Source organism: Sporosarcina sp. BP05 (genome assembly GCF_014282005.1).
GTDB lineage: Bacteria > Bacillota > Bacilli > Bacillales_A > Planococcaceae > Sporosarcina.
The window spans coordinates 91,996-107,215 of the sequence record NZ_JACFTD010000003.1; the positions used below are offsets into that span (position 1 = coordinate 91,996).

General features: G+C 41.9%; 14 protein-coding genes and 1 other annotated feature. Of the genes, 11 read left to right on the plus strand and 3 right to left on the minus strand.

The genetic code is table 11. The features are described from left to right. Positions 1 to 67: 67 nt before the first annotated feature. The 6 genes from H2672_RS05185 (at position 68) to H2672_RS05205 (ending at position 5,659) form a co-directional block, all read left to right on the plus strand. The gene (locus tag H2672_RS05185) at positions 68 to 658 is read left to right on the plus strand and encodes a 3D domain-containing protein (protein WP_186669891.1); all 591 of its coding nucleotides are present in this window, start codon (positions 68 to 70) and stop codon (positions 656 to 658) included. 162 nt (positions 659 to 820) lie between these two features. After that, positions 821 to 1,195 carry a hypothetical protein gene (locus tag H2672_RS19895; RefSeq protein ID WP_370569605.1) on the plus strand — a complete coding sequence of 125 codons (375 nt, stop codon included), beginning with the start codon at positions 821 to 823 and terminating at the stop codon, positions 1,193 to 1,195. Continuing rightward, positions 1,141 to 2,460, plus strand: a complete 1,320-nt coding sequence (locus H2672_RS05190) for an ATP-binding protein (RefSeq protein WP_370569606.1) — start codon at positions 1,141 to 1,143, stop codon at positions 2,458 to 2,460. The genes H2672_RS19895 and H2672_RS05190 overlap by 55 nt, the downstream gene beginning before the upstream one ends. A gap of 25 nt (positions 2,461 to 2,485) precedes the next feature. Further along, on the plus strand, positions 2,486 to 3,187 hold the full coding sequence (locus tag H2672_RS05195) for a response regulator (protein WP_370569607.1): 702 nt from the start codon (positions 2,486 to 2,488) through the stop codon (positions 3,185 to 3,187). Between the two features lie 218 nt (positions 3,188 to 3,405). Beyond that, positions 3,406 to 4,743 carry a CitMHS family transporter gene (locus H2672_RS05200; protein ID WP_186669895.1) on the plus strand — a complete coding sequence of 446 codons (1,338 nt, stop codon included), beginning with the start codon at positions 3,406 to 3,408 and terminating at the stop codon, positions 4,741 to 4,743. A 190-nt stretch (positions 4,744 to 4,933) separates the two neighbouring features. Beyond that, the gene (locus tag H2672_RS05205; protein WP_186669904.1) at positions 4,934 to 5,659 is read left to right on the plus strand and encodes an SDR family NAD(P)-dependent oxidoreductase; all 726 of its coding nucleotides are present in this window, start codon (positions 4,934 to 4,936) and stop codon (positions 5,657 to 5,659) included. Between the two features lie 194 nt (positions 5,660 to 5,853). Here H2672_RS05205 and mnmM read toward each other — a convergent pair whose 3' ends face one another. Then, on the minus strand, positions 5,854 to 6,441 hold the full coding sequence (gene mnmM, locus H2672_RS05210) for a tRNA 5-(aminomethyl)-2-thiouridylate-methyltransferase MnmM (protein ID WP_186669906.1): 588 nt from the start codon (positions 6,439 to 6,441) through the stop codon (positions 5,854 to 5,856). Beyond that, the gene (gene mnmL / locus H2672_RS05215) at positions 6,438 to 7,397 is read right to left on the minus strand and encodes a tRNA modification radical SAM protein MnmL/YtqA (RefSeq protein ID WP_370569608.1); all 960 of its coding nucleotides are present in this window, start codon (positions 7,395 to 7,397) and stop codon (positions 6,438 to 6,440) included. The genes mnmM and mnmL overlap by 4 nt, the downstream gene beginning before the upstream one ends. Positions 7,398 to 7,543: 146 nt before the next feature. On the opposite strand from mnmL, the gene H2672_RS05220 reads away from it, so the two are divergent. The 4 genes from H2672_RS05220 to leuS all read left to right on the plus strand — a co-directional run bounded on the left by H2672_RS05220 (position 7,544) and on the right by leuS (position 12,999). Beyond that, positions 7,544 to 8,731 carry an MDR family MFS transporter gene (locus H2672_RS05220; RefSeq protein ID WP_186669910.1) on the plus strand — a complete coding sequence of 396 codons (1,188 nt, stop codon included), beginning with the start codon at positions 7,544 to 7,546 and terminating at the stop codon, positions 8,729 to 8,731. 113 nt (positions 8,732 to 8,844) lie between these two features. Then, positions 8,845 to 9,531 (plus strand): CoA transferase subunit A, encoded by a 687-nt coding sequence (locus tag H2672_RS05225; RefSeq protein ID WP_186669912.1) that lies wholly within the window; start codon positions 8,845 to 8,847, stop codon positions 9,529 to 9,531. 18 nt (positions 9,532 to 9,549) lie between these two features. Then, entirely contained in the window at positions 9,550 to 10,209 is a 660-nt protein-coding gene (locus H2672_RS05230; protein WP_186669914.1) for a 3-oxoacid CoA-transferase subunit B, read from the plus strand. Positions 10,210 to 10,251: 42 nt separating this feature from the next. Next, positions 10,252 to 10,470: a binding site (T-box leader), on the plus strand. Positions 10,471 to 10,581: 111 nt separating this feature from the next. After that, a complete protein-coding gene (gene leuS / locus H2672_RS05235) occupies positions 10,582 to 12,999 on the plus strand; it encodes a leucine--tRNA ligase (RefSeq protein WP_186669925.1) in 2,418 nt (805 codons plus the stop codon). 95 nt (positions 13,000 to 13,094) lie between these two features. Here leuS and H2672_RS05240 read toward each other — a convergent pair whose 3' ends face one another. Beyond that, positions 13,095 to 14,378 carry a BaiN/RdsA family NAD(P)/FAD-dependent oxidoreductase gene (locus tag H2672_RS05240; RefSeq protein ID WP_186669927.1) on the minus strand — a complete coding sequence of 428 codons (1,284 nt, stop codon included), beginning with the start codon at positions 14,376 to 14,378 and terminating at the stop codon, positions 13,095 to 13,097. 333 nt (positions 14,379 to 14,711) lie between these two features. Between H2672_RS05240 and H2672_RS05245 the strand changes: the two genes are divergently transcribed. After that, entirely contained in the window at positions 14,712 to 15,023 is a 312-nt protein-coding gene (locus tag H2672_RS05245) for a hypothetical protein (protein WP_186669930.1), read from the plus strand. Positions 15,024 to 15,220 lie beyond the last annotated feature (197 nt).

Sequence of the window (15,220 nt, forward strand, 5' to 3'; positions counted from 1 at the left end):
TGTAATGTTCTTGTCATACAACTTGGGCAAGCTGTCTCCTGAGAATAAAATACAAGGAGACGAGTAAATGAAAAACATATTTTTGACACTAATCCTGACGATTGCCTTATTGATCAGCGGAGCTAATGAGGGTTTCGCTTCATCTTCAACGTATAAAGTTAAAAAAGGCGATACATTATACAAAATTTCTCAAATGCATAATACAACAGTAGCGAAATTGAAGTCGTGGAATAATTTGAAATCAGATATCATTCACCCAAATCAAAAACTTAGTATCGTTTCAAACGCTAAAAAATCTAAGAAAGTAGCTACAACAGCCGATAAGCCTCCTGCAAAAACTGTATCACGGTCAACAACTACGAACGACGTCAAAGAATTTACCGTCACGGCAACTGCATATACAGCGTATTGTAACGGTTGTTCTGGTATCACAAAAACGGGCATAAACTTAAGAGTAAACTCGGAACTAAAAGTAATCGCTGTCGATCCAAATGTCATCAAACTTGGAACGAAAGTGCATGTAGAGGGCTACGGATATGCGATTGCGGCTGATACTGGAGGTGCTATTAAAGGAAACAAGATTGATGTGTTTATCCCTTCGAAGAGTGGGGCTTATAAGTGGGGGCGTAAGAAAGTGAAAATAACAATAATCGAATAATAACTATCAAAGCTTGCCCAGAAGATTGGGTAAGCTTTTTTAATTGAACTAAGGGATTCATAAAACACAATTTTGCAATACATAATTAGCACATTGCTATTCACACTTGAGTCTGCTATATTTCGAGTTTATATACACATTCAATCGAAGGAGAAATTCACTATGATTAACTTTCAAAAAAGTGACATCAACAATCCTCATATCAAACCTGACGTAACAGTTAATTTAAAAATGAAAATGATTCTTCTCATTGGCATTTTAATCATTGCAATCGTCTTAGTAATGGGTCTTTTCGTCGGATTTTTCATGTCTGATACGTTGGAAACTCAAATGGGGGAGCGGGCACTTAGCGTTGCCGAAAGTGTAGCGCGTATTCCGGAATTGGCAAAAGCATTTGAGGATGACGACCCCGCTTCTATAATCGACCCGATCATTGCGCCGATTCAAGAGGCACTGGCGCTCAGTTCATTGTCATCGGAAACATGGAAGAGATCAGGTATGCCCACCCGAAAGCGGATCATATCGGTAGAAAAATGATTGGTGAGGATAACGAGAGGGCGTTAATATATGGCGAATCATACGTCTCGAAAGCGGTTGGGTCTTTAGGTAGTTCGCTAAGGGCGAAAGTGCCGGTATACTTGGAAGGTAACATCGTCGGTGTCGTTTCTGTCGGTTTTTTAGCCGACAATATACAAAGTATAAGCCGAAACTACAATCACCAATTATGGCTTGTCCTTGTACTTATTACAGGATTTGCAATCCTGGGAGCGGTAATTATTGCAGCGTATATTAAAAAAGTGTTATTTGGAATGGAGCCTGAGGAAATTTCGCATTTATTATTCCAGAAAGAAACAATTCTTCAGTCGACGCATGAAGGGATTGTTGCATTAAATCCAAATGGAATGATTACGATGATGAATTCCGCCGCTCAACGATTATTATTCGATAAACAACTTGCGTCCGATTATTACATAGGAAAAATGATACAAGAAGTATCCCCAATCGTCCATTTATCAGAATTATTGACCGATGTAAATGGGCTTTCGGATAAGGAGATGGTGATTGGCAAGAACATTGTTTTTGTAAACACGGTTCCCATTTATTTTGAACAGACGTTTATGGGGACGGTCTCCACTTTTCGGAATAAGACTGAAATTGAGTTGTTAACGAAGGAACTGACACGGGTTAAATTATATGCAGATGCATTAAGAGCCCAAACCCATGAATTTTCAAATAAGTTATACATGATTTTAGGCTCACTGCAACTAGGCAAGAAAGAGGAAGTTATTGATTATATTCAAAAAGAAAGTAACCTGCAAAAAAACTGGATTCGCGTATTAATAGGCAAAGTGTCGGATCCGTTAGTTAGCGGGATTTTATTGGGGAAATTGAATCAAGCGAATGAATCAGGAATTGAGTTAACGATTCATCCGGATAGTGTATTGAAAAATAACGTTTCTGAAAAGAAGGGCGAAGCACTATTGACCGGTATTGGAAACTTGATTGATAACGCGATGGATGCGGTGAAAATGAAACCCACCTCAAACCGGAAAATATCGATATTTTTCACTGATATAGGAGATGAAATCATTTTTGAAATCGAGGATTCAGGCGTTGGAATTCATATAGACCTGGTCCGGAAAATATTTGAACAAGGATATTCTTCCAAAGCGGGCATGAATCGCGGCTTTGGACTTGCTTTGACGAAGCGGCAAATTGCCGAAGTGGGTGGCGCTCTCTATTTAGAGGAAAGTGAACTTGGCGGGGCTTGTTTTGTTATTTCTATCCCGAAGGACATGTAAGAAGGAGGACAGGAAAATGAGTGAAATGATACGTGTATTAATTATAGAGGACGATTTTAGAATCGCTGAAATCAATCGTCAGTTTGTTGATCGGGTGACTGGATTTATGGCACTGGAAGTGGTTAAAACCGGCGAAGATGCGTTAGCCTATCTGCGGAATAACAGCACTGGAGGACCCCATCTCATATTGTTGGACGTCTATATACCAGATACGGAAGGATTGGGCCTGTTTTGGCAATTACGGAAAGAGTTTAATGAAATTGACGTCATCATGGTGACTGCGGCCAGGGAAGTGGGGACAATTACGGAAGCATTACGTGGCGGCATTTTCGATTACATCGTGAAACCTTCAGATTTTGCCCGGTTTGAGCAGACGTTGATAAGATTCAGGGATCAGCGCGCCTTTTTGATGTCAAAGGAGGAGCTTGGACAAGATGAAATCGACCGGCTGACCGGTTTGCAAACAGTATCAGGTTCGCGGACTGTTTCGGAAGAGATATTGCCAAAAGGGATCGATCAAATTACTTTGGATAAAATAAATGCCGCTTTACAGACAGGCGGAAAATCAGGGATGACCGCAATGGAGGCTGGCAATAAAGTAGGGGTAAGCCGCTCTACAGCCCGACGCTATTTGGAATATCTTGTGTCGGTAAAAAAAGCGGGAGCACAACTTAACTACGGAGACATCGGTCGGCCCGAGCGTAAATACACACCGTGGACAAAATGAGCAAAAAGAACAGAACGATTACTAGTGTTTTTACATACATAAACTTATGCAATCATCTCCTTTGTGGTAAATTTCTGAGTATAGAAAAATTTGAAAATGAGAGGGTTTACTTTATGTGCCGAAACAATCTTTCTATCATTCGGAAAAAGTTGTATCCGCTTACATTTAAAGACCTTCCTTTTCGTTAGTAAACAGCTGTTTACTAGAAGGGAGACATTATGCTAAGTATTATTGGTTTAGTTACGATTCTTATTATTGTTCTACTGCTCATCAGCGGAAAAGTTTCACCGATTGTGGGACTTGTACTCGTTCCTATTGCAGGAGCGTTCATTGCAGGATTCAACTTTGAACAAATTGGTGAATTTTTCACAAGCGGAACACAGTCGGTATTCAGTGTCGCTGTCATGTTCATTTTTGCGATACTCTTCTTCGGTATCATGCAAGATGTCGGAGTATTTGATCCTCTAATTAATAAGATGATTTCGATCAGTCGCGGGAATGTAATTGCGGTTGCTGTCGGAACGGTCGTCATCGCCGCAATCGCCCAATTGGATGGTTCTGGAGCTTCAACGTTTCTAATTACGATACCCGCCTTGCTTCCGTTATATAAAAAGTTGAAGATGAACCCATATTTATTGCTGATGCTGGTCGGGACGAGTGCGAGTATCATGAACATGGTTCCATGGGGAGGTCCGCTAGGCAGAACTGCGGCAGTGCTCGATATGGATGTCACGGAATTATGGAGGCCGCTCATTAAAATACAAATTATCGGTCTAGTGTTATTAGTTGTACTTGCAGTGCTCTTGGGTATTCGCGAAAAACGCCGTATTGCAAAACTCGCCTTAGCAGGAGAAGGACCCATATCTGCCGATGATGTATTAGATTCATCATTAGATGTCAATCAAAACCAAGATTCAGTGACAGAAAAAGTAGTAAGTCGTCCGAAACTCTATTGGATAAACACCGTATTGGCAATCAGTGTAATTGGTGTTCTAGTTTGGGGTGTAATTCCAGCAGGCTTTGCATTTATGATTGGGGTCAGTATCGCTTTACCTATTAACTACCCTAATATTCAGGACCAGATGGCACGTATAAAAGATCACGCACCGAGTGCGCTTCTGATGGCAACAATCATTCTGGCTGCAGGTTCATTTTTAGGTATTCTGAATGGCACGGATATGTTGAATTCAATCGCAAAAGATCTCGTGACAATTCTTCCGGCATTCATCATTCCTTATTTACATATTATAATAGGCGTGTTCGGAGTTCCATTCGATTTACTTCTAAGCACGGATGCTTATTACTTTGCACTGCTTCCGATTGTCGATCAGGTTGTAACCGGTTTTGGCGTATCTTCCTTATCTGTCGCTTATGCTATGATCATTGGAAATATTATTGGAACGTTTGTCAGTCCTTTATCGCCGGCTCTTTGGCTAGCGCTAGGATTGGCAGGTCTCGAAATGGGACGCCATATCCGTTATTCGTTCATGATGATGTGGGGTTTCAGTATTGTTTTGTTGGCAATCGCCGTAGCAATTGGTGTTATTGCAATCTAACATACAAATAGCAGCCAACTCACCTTCGGGAAGTTGGCTTTTTAGTCGGTTAAATTGTGTCAGAATTGACTGGGTGAATGTGCCCCAGTCAATTCTATGATATATATTGGTGTTAGGGGGAAGATGTGAGTACCTCTGATTTATTTAGGGGTATTAAAAAATAGTGAAAACTAGTAGGGGGGGAAGTTAAATGAACGTCTATATTATTACAGGTGCTTCTAAAGGTATTGGGTTTGAACTTGCAAAGCAGCTACGCGTTGAGGGGCATTTCGTTATTGGAATCGCACGCACGTCAAGCGAACTTGATAGCGTAAAATTCATTCGAGCCGATCTTTTGGAAACGGAGAAACTTGAAGCGCTTATGGATGAAATAATCGCGGCTGCCCCACAAGAAGCGATGTCATTCACACTTATTAATAACGCCGCAATGGTTAAACCTATTGGATTAATGGGGAGTGTCCATGCAAAGGAAATGAAAAAAGCAATTGCGGTGAATTTGACGGCACCAATGATATTATCCAATGCATTTATTTCGGCTTTGAAAAAATTCCGAGGGCTGAAGCGAATCGTCAACATCTCTTCTGGAGCAGGTCGCAATGCATACGAAGGTTGGGGAACATATTGTACAACAAAAGCTGGGCTCGATCATTTTTCACGGGTTGTCGCGCTTGAGCAGGAACATGTAGATTACCCAGTAGAAATCGTTTCTATCGCGCCGGGTATTATAGATACCGATATGCAGAAAACTATACGCGGAAGTAAAGAGGAGGCATTTCCGCTCCTTGACCGCTTTATTGATTATAAGGATAAAGGGTTGTTAAGCAGTGCGGAACAAACTGCTGGGCAATTGATTGAATTTATGGCGCATGTAGATTTCAAAACAACAGGGCCGATTGCTGATTTGCGGAATTTTTGATGGTGAAGTTCGGAGCGACCGTATAAGTAGTCCAACCGTTCATACACCATAGCGTACGGACCGTATAAGTTGCCTGACCGACCATATACCATATCGTACCAACCATATACGCTACAAGACCAATCAAATACTAACAAAATAACAACCAAAAAGGTTGCCTACGATTAATTTCCAATCGTGCAACCTTTTTCTATTTATTCAACTTGTTTAACTGCTGTAAAATCTTTCATTTTTTCCATCGCTATCAAGAATGGGGGGTTGTTTCGCTGATTGATCATTTCATAACGAATGACATGGACATCGGCTTGATGAAGATTTTTTACATAAGCCAGAAGCGCATCCCGTTCTTCTCCGCCGCCTTCATGTCCATCATAGACAGAAACTGCGATGATCCCGCCTTTTTTTAGTAAACCAAGCATTGTATGGATTGCTTTGATTGTTGAATCGGCTTTTGTAACAATCGACAAATCTTCACTATGCGGCAAGTAACCGAGGTTGAAAACTGCACAGCCAATTTGTCCGTTGACATACTTTTCGACGTTTGAATGACTATCTAATATAAGTGACACGCGTTCGCTTAAATCACCTAGTCGCTCCGCTGTTGCGTCGAGTGCTGCCTGCTGAATATCGAATGCTAGGACATGTCCATTTTCACCGACAAGATCAGCTAAAAAGAGTGTGTCGTTTCCGTTGCCTGTTGTTGCATCAACAACAGTTTCACCAGCATTGACTGTTTCACTAAATAATTGTCTTGCAAAAGGAAGGATGCGATGCAGCTTCAAATCAATTCGACCGCCCCTGCATAATGTTTCCCTTGCCAGCTGTTCCGGCATTCGAGTTCTTTGTCAATGCCGTTCAACACTTCCCATTTCGTGACACTCCACATTGGGCCAATCATTAATTCAATTGGACCATCGCCTGTAATGCGGTGGACAATCATTTCAGGTGGAAGAATTTCAAGCTGATCAGCAACGAGATCAATGTATTCCTGTTTTTCTAGGAATTCAAGTTGGCCTTTTTCGTATTGTTTCACCATTGGCGTTCCTTTTAGTAGATGAAGAAGATGGATTTTGATGCCTTGAACATCGAGTTTTGCAACTTCACGTGCCGTTTCCATCATCATGTCATAATCCTCAAGTGGTAAGCCGTTGATGATGTGTGTGCAGACCCGAATACCGTGTTTGCGCAGTTTCTCGACGCCTTCAACATAGGATTTGAAATCATGGGCCCGGTTAACAAGATTGGCTGTTTTTTCGTGAACGGTTTGCAGACCAAGTTCAACCCATAAATAAGTCCGTTCATTTAGCTCAGCTAAATACTCAACGACATCGTCAGGCAAGCAGTCTGGACGAGTTGCGATTGACAATGCAACAACGCCTTCTTGCGCTAATGCCGCTTCGAATTTTTCTTTTAACTTTGGAAGAGGTGCATGCGTATTTGTGTAAGCTTGGAAATAGGCCATGTATTTGCCGTCTTTCCATTTCTTATGCATTCTTTCGCTGATTTCTGCAAATTGGACGTCAATCGGATCGACGCGGTCGCCGGCGAAATCACCGGATCCTGCAACGCTACAAAATGTACAGCCGCCGAAAGCAACAGTACCATCCCTGTTTGGGCAATCAAATCCAGCGTCAAGTGCAACTTTCATTACTTTGAATCCAAATTCGTCTTTTAAGTGACGTGACCATGTATGATAGCGTTTCCCTTCAGTAGGGAAAGGTAAGTTTAATTTATCCACTTTATTCACTCCTCTAACAGCTAATTGTATCATGTTTTTCCGCGCTAGCATCATCTGAATTATGGAACTTATTTTATTTGTCTTGTCCGAATGTAGAAAAAGTCATACACTTTTACTAACTTTAGATATGGACGGAGACGGACGGTATGCCTAAAAAAGTATGGCTTCTCGTAATTGGAATGTTTATCAACGTTATGGGCAACTCGTTTCTGTGGCCGCTTAATACAATCTATATGCACGATTATTTAGGGAAATCGCTTTCTGTCGCTGGACTTGTCCTAATGGCGAATGCAGGAGCGGGTGTCGTGGGCAACTTGCTTGGCGGTTATTTATTTGACCGGATAGGCGGATTCAAGTCTATCATGGCTGGAATTATTATTTCAATCATCGGTCTTGTGGGTCTTGTATTTTGGCATGACTGGCAACCTTACATCTGGTTTTTGACACTTCTAGGTTTCAGTGGAGGCCTAATTTTTCCGAGTATGTATGCCATGGTCGCAACGCTATGGCCGGAGGGCGGCAGGAAAGCCTTCAATTCGATTTACCTTGCTCAAAACGTCGGTGTGGCGATTGGGCCAGCCTTAGCAGGGCTTGTCGCATCTGTTAGTATCGACTATATATTTCCTGCGAACTTAGTGTTTTATGTCATCTTTTTCTTTATCGCTTTCTTTGGTTATCGCAAACTTGAAATTGCGCCTGATCGTCATACAAGTGTCATTAAAGAGAATAAAAAAATTCGTCAAAAAGCACCGTTTTATGCGCTACTTATCATTTCAGGTGGTTATTTGATTATGTGGCTCGTCTATTCCCAGTGGATGACGACAATTTCTACGCATTCATTATCACTTGGTATTTCATTGAAAGAATATAGTTTATTATGGACGATAAACGGTCTGTTGATTGTAATAGGACAGCCAATCATTAAGCCTGTCATCTCCAGGCTGGAAAATAAGATAAAAACACAAATGCTTATCGGGATTGTCATTTTTAGTATTTCTTATATCGTAGTTAGTTTTGCAGCATCATTTACAATGTTCATCGTCGCAATGGTGATTGTGACATTTGGAGAAATGTTTGTGTGGCCAGCTGTACCAACCATTGCGAGCCAGCTTTCGCCTAAAGGAAGAGAAGGATTTTATCAGGGAATTGTCAATTCCTTCGCGACAATGGGTCGGATGTTTGGACCATTCATTGGAGGAATTCTGGCTGACCAATACGGTATGCAAGTGATGCTATTCATTTTGACGGCATTTATGATTATCCCAATCATCACCAGTTTACTGTACGATCGGCCTATTAAAAAAGCTAATCATCAATCGGAAAGCCACTTATAGGCTTTCCGTTTTTTTTCTATACACTACTATCGTTGCAACATTCGGTAGAGTTTGATTTAATTGAGGTGAAGGATTATTACGTGACTTCCGAATGATTCAAAGGGGGATGTAAAATGAAACCGATTTATTCATCAGCAAAAGAGGCGGTTGCACAGATTAAAGATGGTGCAACGTTAATGGTTGGGGGATTTGGGCTAGTAGGAATTCCGGAACAACTCATTTTAGCACTTGTTGAAAAAGGTGTGAAAGACTTAACAGTTATTTCGAATAACTGTGGAGTCGATGAGTGGGGACTTGGACTTCTGTTGAAAAATAAACAGATTAAGAAAATGATAGGCTCATATGTTGGTGAGAATAAAGAATTCGAACGCCAGGTGCTATCGGGTGAAATTGAAGTCGAGTTAACGCCTCAGGGAACACTTGCTGAAAAGATACGTGCAGGCGGAGCTGGTATACCGGCATTTTTCACGCCGGCCGGTGTTGGAACGCTCGTCGCGGAAGGGAAAGAAATCCGCATATTTGACGGTAAAGAGTACGTTCTGGAAGAAGCGCTTCATGCAGATTTCTCACTTATTCGTGCAGCAAAAGCCGATAAATTCGGCAATTTAATTTATAATAAAACAGCACAAAATTTCAATCCGATGATGGCGGCTGCAGGGAAATTCACAATTGCAGAAGTGGAGGAAATCGTCGAAACGGGTGATCTTGATCCAATGACTATTCATACACCAAGCATTTATGTGCAAGGACTTCTAAAGGCGCAACAAGAGAAACGAATTGAGCGTCTGACGACTCGCTAAGGAAAGGGGAATTGTGATATGGGAGAAGTGAATGTAAGGGAAAGAATCGCAAGACGGGCTGAAAAGGAAATCGAAGACGGTAACTACGTCAATCTTGGAATTGGTATGCCAACGCTCGTAGCTAACTATATATCGCCTGATAAAACAGTCGTACTCCAATCAGAAAATGGATTGTTGGGCATTGGGCCTTATCCGACTGCTGATGAAGTCGATCCAGATCTCATTAATGCTGGAAAAGAAACGGTCACCTCTATCCCGGGTTCGGCATACTTTAACAGTGCTGAATCGTTCGCGATGATTCGCGGAGGACATGTCGACGTTGCCATACTTGGCGCGATGGAAGTGTCTGAAAAAGGTGATTTAGCTAACTGGATGATTCCGGGCAAGATGATCAAAGGAATGGGTGGAGCGATGGACCTAGTTCATGGCGCGCGAAAAATTATCGTCATTATGGATCACGTTGCGAAAGACGGCTCTGCGAAGATTAAGAAAGAATGTTCACTTCCGTTAACAGGGAAAGCGGTCGTTCACAAAATCATTACAGAACGTGCATTAATTGACGTGACACCTGAAGGACTTGAATTGAAAGAAGTCTTTGAAGGTTTCACTATTCAAGAAGTCATCGATTCGACGGAGGCAGTGCTAATTGTTAAGGACGTTATTGAAGACGTAAAATGATTGTTGTTAAAATGACATGATTCGGGTAAACTAATAGCAATAGCTTTGGCATTGATGAGGAATAGTAATCTTTGCTGTCGATTTTAGAGAGCAGGCGGTTGGTGGAAGCCTGTACGACAGAGATGAACTCGCCTTGGAGCCTGCATTGGTGAATTATGTACGACTAACCCGTGCCGTTTTTCCGCGTTAAGGAGTCAAGTTGGGCGGTTCTGCCGTCAATTTGGGTGGCACCGCGGGAATTATACGACTCTCGTCCCTTATTTTTTTAAGGGACGGGAGTTTTTTATTTTGATTCAGCCGGTGTTCATGCACAGGTTCAATCAAAATAAAGCCTCCGGCGGATGTCACAAATTTGAATAGGAGGAATTATAAATGAGTTATAATCACGGTCAAATTGAGAAGAAGTGGCAACAATACTGGAAAGACAATAAAACATACAAAATGATGGATGATCCGTCAAAACCGAAGTTTTTTGCGCTTGATATGTTCCCTTATCCGTCAGGTGCTGGACTTCACGTGGGGCATCCACTTGGCTATATCGCGACAGATATTTTGAGTTCATTCAAACGGAAGCAAGGTTATAACGTCCTGCATCCGATGGGCTGGGATGCATTTGGTCTTCCAGCAGAGCAATACGCGCTTGATACAGGAAATGATCCTGTCGAATTCACAGCTAAAAATATCGCAACGTTCAAGCGTCAAATGAATGATCTTGGTTTTTCGTATGACTGGGACCGTGAAATTAATACGACAGATCCATCTTATTACAAATGGACGCAATGGATTTTCATCCAACTTTACAATAAAGGCTTAGCTTACGTTGACGAAGTTGCTGTGAACTGGTGCCCAGCACTTGGTACGGTTCTTGCGAATGAAGAAGTAATCGACGGCAAGTCAGAACGCGGCGGCCATCCGGTTGAGCGCCGTCCAATGCGCCAATGGGTACTGCGTATTACAAATTATGCAGATCGCTTACTTGAGGATCTTGATGAACTTGATTGGCCGGAAAGCTTGAAAGATATGCAGCGTAACTGGATTGGTCGTTCTGAAGGGGCACAGCTGACGTTTGAAATCGACGGAACAGATCTGTCGTTTGAAGCATTCACAACACGTCCGGATACGATTTTTGGAGCGACGTATGCAGTCCTTGCACCTGAATTAAAACTCGTCGAAAAAGTGACGACTGCCGAACAAAAGGATGCAGTTGAAAAATACCTAAACGAAGTCAAAATGAAGAGTGATCTTGAACGCACGGATCTTGCAAAAGAGAAGACGGGTGTCTTTACGGGAGCTTACGCAATTAATCCTGCAAGCGGCGAAAAGATGCCAATTTGGATTGCAGACTATGTTCTTGCTACTTACGGAACAGGCGCGATCATGGCGGTTCCGGCACATGATGAGCGTGACTATGAGTTTGCAAAAGAATTTGACCTGCCGATCATTGAAGTTGTAGCAGGTGGCGACGTTTCCGAAGAAGCATATGTTGGAGATGGAAAACACGTTAATTCAGGTTTCCTTGATGGCTTAGGTAAAGAGGAAGCAATCGAAAAAGCAATTGCATGGTTTGTTGAAAAAGGCAAAGGCGATAAGAAAGTTACATTCCGTCTTCGTGACTGGTTGTTCTCAAGACAACGCTACTGGGGCGAGCCGATTCCAATTATCCATTGGGAAGATGGCACAATGACGCCTGTTGATGAAGCAGATTTACCGCTTGTATTACCGGTAACGGATAATATCAAACCAAGCGGAACGGGCGAGTCGCCACTTGCAAATATCGAGGAATGGATAAATGTGACTCATCCAGAAACAGGGATGAAAGGTCGTCGCGAAACAAACACGATGCCACAATGGGCGGGCAGCTGCTGGTATTACTTGCGTTATATCGATCCTGATAACGATGAAATGCTTATCAATCCGGAACTTGCAAAACGCTGGTTACCAGTAGATATCTACGTAGGCGGCGCAGAGCATGCGGTTCTACATCTGCTTTACGCACGATTCTGGCATAAAGTGCTTTATGATATCGGAGTTGTTCACACGAAAGAGCCATTCCAAAAGTTGTTCAACCAAGGGATGATTCTTGGTGAAGGTAATGAGAAGATGTCGAAATCAAAAGGCAATGTAGTTAATCCAGACGATATCGTTCATTCGCACGGAGCCGATTCACTTCGCCTTTATGAAATGTTCATGGGACCTCTGGAAGGTTCAAAAGCATGGACGACGAATGGTCTTGACGGTGCTCGTCGTTTCCTAGATCGTATTTGGCGCCTATTCGTCAATGAAGATGGATCACTTAGCACGAAAATTGTTGGTAAAACGGGTGGATCACTTGAGAAAGTTTACCATCAAACAGTGAAAAAGGTGACGGAAGACTTCGAAGGGATGCGCAATAATACAGCAATTTCTCAGATGATGGTCTTCATCAACGAAGGCTATAAAGTCGATTCGATTCCGAAAGAGTATGTCGAAGGCTTCGTCAAAATGATCTCACCGATTATCCCGCATCTTGCAGAAGAGTTATGGGAGAAGTTGGGGCATGCTGATACAATTACGTATGAAAAATGGCCGACATTTGACGCATCAAAGCTTGTCGATGATACAATTGAAATGGCTGTTCAAATCAACGGTAAAGTGCGTGTGAAAATCGTCGTATCGAAAGACGTTACGAAGGATGAACTTGAGAAGCTTGCACTAGAAGATGAAAGTGTGAAAGTGCTCCTTGAAGGCAAAGATGTGAAAAAAGTCATCGCGATTCCGGGAAGACTGATTAATATTGTTGCAGTAGGATAAAAAAGAAAATCCGTGTAAGAGGGTTGTACCCCTTACACGGATTTTTTGTTGTAAAGTTCAAACAATCTGTGGCACAGAATTTCCGAATTCAACGATTATAAATCAGTCGCGTGCTCCCCGGCATTCATCCCAGCAATCCTGCCAGTAACAAGTGCAGAAGTAATATTATACCCGCCAGTATAGCCATGAATATCTAAAATTTCACCACAGAAGTATAGACCTTCTTTCTTGCGTGAACTTAGTGTTTTCGGAACGATTTCTTTTACGGAGACTCCACCGCCTGTGACGAATGCTTTTTCAAGCGGCTGTGTGCCATTGACATTCATCGAGAAAGCTTTCAATAACTTAGCCAGTGCCCTAATCTTTTCTACTAGCATCTGAGCTCCAGTTTCAGTCGGATCAATTCCTGCCCGGTCGAATAAAAACAGCATCCAACGTTCAGGTACAATTCCTTTTAACACATTCTTTACGGCTTTCGTTGAATCTTCTTTTAAAGTGGTATTGAGCAGTTGGAAAATTTTTTCTTCATTCAGATCCGGCAAAGAATCGATTCTCATTTCAACGGGCTTGTTGCCGTTTTTCATACGTTCTTTCACGACGAATTGACTGCAACGTAAAATGGCAGGTCCGCTTAAGCCGAAATGGGTGAACAACATGTCCATTTGATGTGTGATGAGATTCTTACCTTTGGAATTAAGGACGGATACTGCCACATCACGAAGCGCAAGACCTTGTAAATCTTTTGAAAGGATGAAAGGCTCATTTGACAATAAAGGCACTTCCGTTGGATAAAGTTCTGTCACGGTATGACCGGCTTTTTCCGCCCATGGATAACCGTCACCAGTTGAACCAGTTTGAGGGACCGCTTTTCCTCCGACTGCAACAACGACAGCATGAGCACGAATTTCCTCGCCAGAATCCAGTCTGACACCTAGAATTTGCTCTTCATTCATCAACAGTTTTTTAACGCGCGTTTCTAATCGCACTTCAACATGTAAACGATCCATTTCTGTCAGCAATGCATTGACAACATCTTTTGCTTTGTTCGAAACAGGAAACATTCTGCCATGATCTTCTTCTTTCAATGCAACGCCAAGACCTTCAAAAAAACGAATGATGTCTTCATTATTGAAAACTGAGAAGGGACCATATAAAAATCGACCGTTCCCAGGAATGTTTTTAACGATTTCTTCTTGTGAAAGGCGATTTGTAACGTTACAGCGCCCGCCCCCTGAGATTGCCAGTTTAGTGCCAAGTTTTTTACCTTTTTCAAGAAGGAGAACTTTCCTTCCATTTTCAGCAGCGGCAATTGAAGCCATCAATCCTGATGGGCCACCGCCGATGATGATGACGTCTACATCAATATTGTTAGTAGTCATTGTGTTATCAAGCCTTTCGGAAATGGATTATTAACTATCAGTTTACCACAGCATCATTGAAAAATAGTAGGGGCGATCAAAATGGAAGAAAATAGAGCAACGGCATGTGGTACAATTAAAATTGCTTTTACAATAAAACTTTCAAGAATAGTGCTATATATGTTGAAGTATTGCCTACGGTATATAAACTAGCGTAGGCGCCTTACAAGGGTAGCTGAAGCCATATTCAATGGAATCATTTATTCAACTGATATTGAAGTTGAATGATAAGAAAGCAAAGTTAAATGTACATGAATATATTTACTTTGACGAAGAATCGGGAGAGTGTACGTAATGACTAAAGAAGTAACTAGCGAAGTTGAACAGCATATAAGTCAGCAAGAGGGATATCAAGAGAAATCGTATCCAACGAGCGCGGAGAACGAACAAATAAGACACGATGCTTTTCAACAAAAAGAGTGCCAGCGCATCTACCATAAATTGATTAGCAATGCAGGGGGAATGGAGGTTGTCAGAAAAGGTAGACGATTGATAGCGAAAAAGATTGCTACCACATGCTTCCTAAACTCAACAGAGCCTGACTACGAAGAATTTAAGCAAGGTGTACTGATTGCTAACGAAAACATTAAATTAGTTAGAGATTAATCACCCTGAACTTACTTAGTGGTAAATGACAAATGTGGAACATCCTTTAGGCTGCCTTTACTCCGTTATTTATTGGACATAGGTGGCCTACTTTTTCTTGAATTCAACCTCCGTCATACTATTCTCGCCATTGTTTCTGGCGACTACTCGCTCATATTCACTTGTTCATACGTTTTGCTCAATACATTGTCAGATGA

Bases quoted from the DNA above. Each gene is read 5' to 3' on its own strand.
- H2672_RS05185 (WP_186669891.1), top strand. From the start codon at position 68: ATGAAAAACATATTTTTGACACTAATCCTGACGATTGCCTTATTGATC.
- H2672_RS19895 (WP_370569605.1), top strand. From the start codon at position 821: ATGATTAACTTTCAAAAAAGTGACATCAACAATCCTCATATCAAACCT.
- H2672_RS05190 (WP_370569606.1), top strand. From the start codon at position 1,141: ATGGAAGAGATCAGGTATGCCCACCCGAAAGCGGATCATATCGGTAGA.
- H2672_RS05195 (WP_370569607.1), top strand. From the start codon at position 2,486: ATGATACGTGTATTAATTATAGAGGACGATTTTAGAATCGCTGAAATC.
- H2672_RS05200 (WP_186669895.1), top strand. From the start codon at position 3,406: ATGCTAAGTATTATTGGTTTAGTTACGATTCTTATTATTGTTCTACTG.
- H2672_RS05205 (WP_186669904.1), top strand. From the start codon at position 4,934: ATGAACGTCTATATTATTACAGGTGCTTCTAAAGGTATTGGGTTTGAA.
- H2672_RS05220 (WP_186669910.1), top strand. From the start codon at position 7,544: ATGCCTAAAAAAGTATGGCTTCTCGTAATTGGAATGTTTATCAACGTT.
- H2672_RS05225 (WP_186669912.1), top strand. From the start codon at position 8,845: ATGAAACCGATTTATTCATCAGCAAAAGAGGCGGTTGCACAGATTAAA.
- H2672_RS05230 (WP_186669914.1), top strand. From the start codon at position 9,550: ATGGGAGAAGTGAATGTAAGGGAAAGAATCGCAAGACGGGCTGAAAAG.
- leuS (WP_186669925.1), top strand. From the start codon at position 10,582: ATGAGTTATAATCACGGTCAAATTGAGAAGAAGTGGCAACAATACTGG.
- H2672_RS05240 (WP_186669927.1), bottom strand. From the start codon at position 14,378: ATGACTACTAACAATATTGATGTAGACGTCATCATCATCGGCGGTGGC.
- H2672_RS05245 (WP_186669930.1), top strand. From the start codon at position 14,712: ATGACTAAAGAAGTAACTAGCGAAGTTGAACAGCATATAAGTCAGCAA.